Annotated in this window: 4 protein-coding genes; 2 read left to right on the top strand and 2 right to left on the bottom strand. The window is 75.7% G+C overall.

Features of this window, described 5'->3' with window-relative positions; translation table 11 throughout:
* Positions 1-182 precede the first annotated feature (182 nt).
* Positions 183-992, bottom strand: a complete 810-nt coding sequence (locus tag D6689_05260; GenBank protein RMH43397.1) for a hypothetical protein — start codon at positions 990-992, stop codon at positions 183-185.
* Positions 993-1,099: 107 nt separating this feature from the next.
* Between D6689_05260 and D6689_05255 the strand changes: the two genes are divergently transcribed.
* On the top strand, positions 1,100-2,794 hold the full coding sequence (locus D6689_05255) for a 4-alpha-glucanotransferase (GenBank protein RMH43396.1): 1,695 nt from the start codon (positions 1,100-1,102) through the stop codon (positions 2,792-2,794).
* Positions 2,795-2,880: 86 nt separating this feature from the next.
* On the opposite strand, the gene D6689_05250 is transcribed toward D6689_05255, so the two are convergent.
* The gene (locus D6689_05250) at positions 2,881-3,630 is read right to left on the bottom strand and encodes a TetR/AcrR family transcriptional regulator (protein RMH43395.1); all 750 of its coding nucleotides are present in this window, start codon (positions 3,628-3,630) and stop codon (positions 2,881-2,883) included.
* A gap of 115 nt (positions 3,631-3,745) precedes the next feature.
* Between D6689_05250 and D6689_05245 the strand changes: the two genes are divergently transcribed.
* The coding region (locus D6689_05245; GenBank protein RMH43394.1) for a hypothetical protein at positions 3,746-4,215 on the top strand (470 nt) is incomplete at its 3' end.

Genomic DNA, 4,215 nt, shown 5'->3' with positions numbered 1-4,215 from the left:
TCCGCGGCGGGATGCGCCGGTCCGCGGCGCGATGCACCGGTCCGCGGCGGGATGCGCCGGTCCGCGGCGCGATGCACCGGTCCAACGAACGGTTGTATCTGCTGTCGTTGGCGTTCGGTGACGCCGTCGGCGCGGACGTCCCGGGCGGGCGCGGGCAGCCGCCGCGCCGGCCTCGCCGCGGGTCACCGGCCGGCGTCGGCCGGGCCGACGCGGACCGCCGCGGCGCCGCGCAGCTCGTACACCGCCGCGGTCGCGCACCGATCCGGCGGCGCGCCGGCCGGCGGGCGCTCGGGCGCGTCGACCGCGATGCGCCGGCCGTCGAACGTCACGCTCGCGCTGCAGGCGACGCGCGGCGCGCGGTCGCCGTCGTCCGCGTCGTCGGTCTCCTCGTAGGCCAGCGGCACGATGAGCGCCTCGACCAGCCGCGCGCCGTCGCGCGCCAGCACGACCAGCGCCGTCGCCTCGACGCCGCGGCCCGCGATCTCCTCCTCGTAGGTGATCGCGTCGGCGTCGCCGTCGCCGTCGACGTCGCGCACTTCGACCGCGTCGTAGTCCAGCTCCTCGGCGCGCTCGCGCGGCGACACGCGCTGCGCCGGAGCCTCGGCGATCGACCGGCCGTCGGGCGACACGAGCGCCCGGCGGAGCGACGACCGGTCCGGATAGGACGGATCGCCGGCGTCCACCCACGCCATCGCGAACCAACCGGGCTCCGGAAACGCCCCCGGCGCGCACGCGATGACGTCGACCCGCTCGTCCGGTGCGACCGCCCACGCGGCGCGCAGTCGGCGCGCGAGGTCGTCGCGAGCGGGGCACGTCGGCGGCGGCGCGGCGGCGGCGACCGCCGCGGCGGCGTCGTGCGCGGCGGCCGGCGGGCTGGTGCGGTCGGGTGCGGGGCGCTCGCGGCAGCCGGCGGCCGCGAGCAGGACCGCCCACGCGCTCGCGGCGGCGACGGCCGCGGCGGGCGACATCGGGCGCGCGCGGGATGGGGTCATCGCCCGTGTCCTACCACGGGGCGCCGCGGTGGCCCACATCGGGGCGACCGCGCGCGACCGGCCGCGCGCGGCTGTCGCCGGCCGGCCGCGCGGGTATGCTCGCGCCCGTGATGCGACAGCTCGAGGCGCTCGCGCGCGACTGCGGCGTCCAGACCGAGTACGTCGATGCGTTCGGCGCGGTGCGCCGCGCGTCGCCCGACGCGCTGGTCGCGGTGATTCGCGCGCTCGGCGAGGATCTCGCGAGTCCCGACGACGCCGGCCGCGTCCTGCTCGACCGCGCGCGCCGCCGCGCGGCGCGCCGCTTGCCGCCGGTGATCGTCGCGTGGGACGGCCGCGCCGACGTCGACGCGCCCGGTCCCGCCGAGCTGGTGTGCGAGGACGGCGGCGTGCGGCCGGTGACCGGCGCGCCGCTGGCGCTGCGCGACCTGCCGATCGGCTACCACGCGCTGGTCGCGGGCGGCGAGCGCGCGCACGTGATCGCCGCGCCGTCGCGCTGCCACGAGCCGCCCGCCGGCGAGCGCACGTGGGGCGTGTTCGCGCCGCTGTACGCGCTGCGCAGCGCGCGCACCCGCGTCCACGGCGGCGCCGATTTGACCGACCTGGCGCACTGCATCGACTGGGTGCGCGGGCTCGGCGGCTCCGTCGTCGGGACGCTGCCGTTGCTCGCCGCGTTCCCCGACGAGCCGAGCCCGTATCTGCCGGTGTCGCGCCGGTTCTGGAACGAGCTGTACCTCGATCTGTCGGCCGTGCCCGAGATCGACGCGCTGCCCGAGGCGTTCGTCCGGTCGGCCGCCGCGCTCGACGCCGCCGGCGAGGTCGACTACCCCGGGCTGCACGCCGCGCGCGAACCGCTGCTGCGGGACGCCGCGCGGCGCCTGTGGGCGTCCGCGTCGCCGCGCCGCGACGCCTTCGAGCGGTGGCGCGCGGCGACGCCGCTGGCCGACGCCTACGCGGCGTTTCGCGCCGGCGGCGACGAGGACGCCCGCCGCTATCACCTCTACGTGCAGTGGTTGTGTCGCGAGCAGCTCGCGGCGCTCGCGGGGCGCGGCCTGTACCTCGACCTGCCGGTCGGCGTCCACCCGCGCGGATTCGACGCCGTGCGGGAGGCGGACGCGTTCGCGGCGGGAGTGTCGGTCGGCGCGCCGCCGGACCCGCTGTTTGCCGGCGGCCAGGACTGGACCGTCCCCGCGCTGCACCCGGAACGCAGCCGGCGGACCGGCCACCGCTACTTCGCCGAGTGCGTGCGCGCGCACGCGGAGTTCGCGCGCGTGCTGCGCATCGATCATGTGATGGGGCTGTTTCGCCGGTTTTGGATCCCGCGCGGGTTTCCGGCGACCGAGGGCGTGTACGTGCGGATGCCGGCCGACGAACTCGTCGCGGTCGTGTGCGTCGAGTCGTACCGCCACCGCTGTGCGATCGTCGGTGAGGATCTCGGCACGGTCGAGCCGGCGGTGCGCGACGAGATGGCGAGGCGCGGGTTGCGGCGCATGTACGTCGCCCAACTCGCGCCCGACGATCCGGTGCCGCCCGGCTGCGTCGCGAGTCTGAACACCCACGACACGCCGCCGTTTGCCGCCGCCTGTCCGGGCGCGGACATCGGCGACGCGATCGCGCGCCTGGCAGCCAGCGAGGCGTGGGCGGTGCTCGTGTCGCTCGAGGATCTGTGGGGCGAGACGCGGCCGCAGAACGTGCCGGGGACCGGGCGCGAGCGGCCGAACTGGCGCCGCAAGATGGCGCGGGCGATCGACGAGGCGGCGGCCGATCCGGCGTGCGCGGCGCTGCTGGCGCGGGCGCGGCGGTAGCGTCCGGGTCGCGCGGCGGCGGCGTCCGGCCGGAGAACGCGGCGCGGACTCCGCGCGGTCGTGCGCCGGCCGGTCGGGTCGGCGCGCTACGGCCGGTCCGGCTCGCGGGCGGCGGCCGGCTCGCAGCGCGCGTCGGCCGCCGCCGGCGCGGGGGCGTCGCTCGCGGCCGGCGCGTCGCCCGCCCCGTCGGCGTCGCCTTCGCCGTCGGGCGGCGACAGCGCCGCCGACGCGATGTGCAGCAGCGCGCGCCGCGCGCGCTGTTTCAGGCTCGGATCGCCCGGCGCCTCGCAGAACACGTGCAGCGCGATCCGCTCGGCGGCGGCGATGATCCCGCGCACGATCAGCGGATCGATGTCGCGGCCGCGGTGCGCGCGCGCGTCGTCGGCAAACAGCGACACCAACTCGTCGATGACCGCCTGGCGGCGCTCGTACAGCGGGGTGCCGGGCCGGGAACTCTCCGTCATCAACACGCCGAACACCGGCCCGACGTCCTCGGGCGCGCGCAGGTAGGTGTCGATCGCGTTGCGCAGCTTCTGCTCGGGCGTGTCTCCGATCGCGATGGCGTTGCGCATCGCTTGCACGAACAGCAGGGTCGCGGTCTCGTACAGCTGGGCGAACACGTCGTCCTTGTTGCGGAAGAACCGGTAGAAGGTGCGCCGCGACACGCCCGCGGCGCGCAGCACGTCCTCCACCGAGGTGTCGGCGTAGCCGTTGCGGCCGAACGCCTCGGCGGCGCCGATCAGAATCTGCGTGCGCGCGGAGAAGGCCGGATCGGGGCGGCCGCGCCGGCGGGCGCGTCTCGCGGCAGGTCTCGCACTGAGCTTTCGCACGGTAATCTACATTACTGTATACATGGTTCTTCCGTCGCGCAATATCAGCCCGCAATTTGCCGGCTTGACACCGATGGCTTTCGTGTACAGTATACATTGCTGTATACTTTGAGGAGGCGCGATGGACCTCGATCTCGACCGCATGTTGCAAACCGTTCGCGACGGCCAGTGGTCGGTGGACGACTTCGACTGGTCGCAGCCGTTGGCCGGCGCCGACCGCCTCACGCCGAGGCAGCGGCGGGAGGCCGGCTTGTCGCTGCTGTTTACCGCCGGGCTCGAGCGCCAGGCGGCCAAGGTGTTCGCTCTCGCCGCCGAGTTTCAGGACGATCCGCGTGCCGCCGCCATCTACCGCCTGTTCGAGCAGGACGAGCTGCGCCACGCGGAGGCGGAGGTTCGACTGGCCGCGCGCTACGGCGCGACGTGGCGCGATCTGCCGCGCGGCGCGCGGTGGATGTTCCGCGAACTCGAGCGCGATTTCGAGCGCGCCGATCGCGTGAGCCTGTACGAGCTGTCGACCGCGACCATCGTGCTGTTCGAACTGGCGCTCGACTCGCTGCTCATCCCGGCGCTCAAAGCCAGCACCGACGATCC

The sequence above is a fragment of the Deltaproteobacteria bacterium genome (assembly GCA_003696105.1).
Lineage (GTDB): Bacteria > Myxococcota_A > Polyangia > Haliangiales > J016 > J016.
Note: the sequence above shows the minus strand (reverse complement) of the source record. Positions and strands in the feature narration are given on the sequence as shown.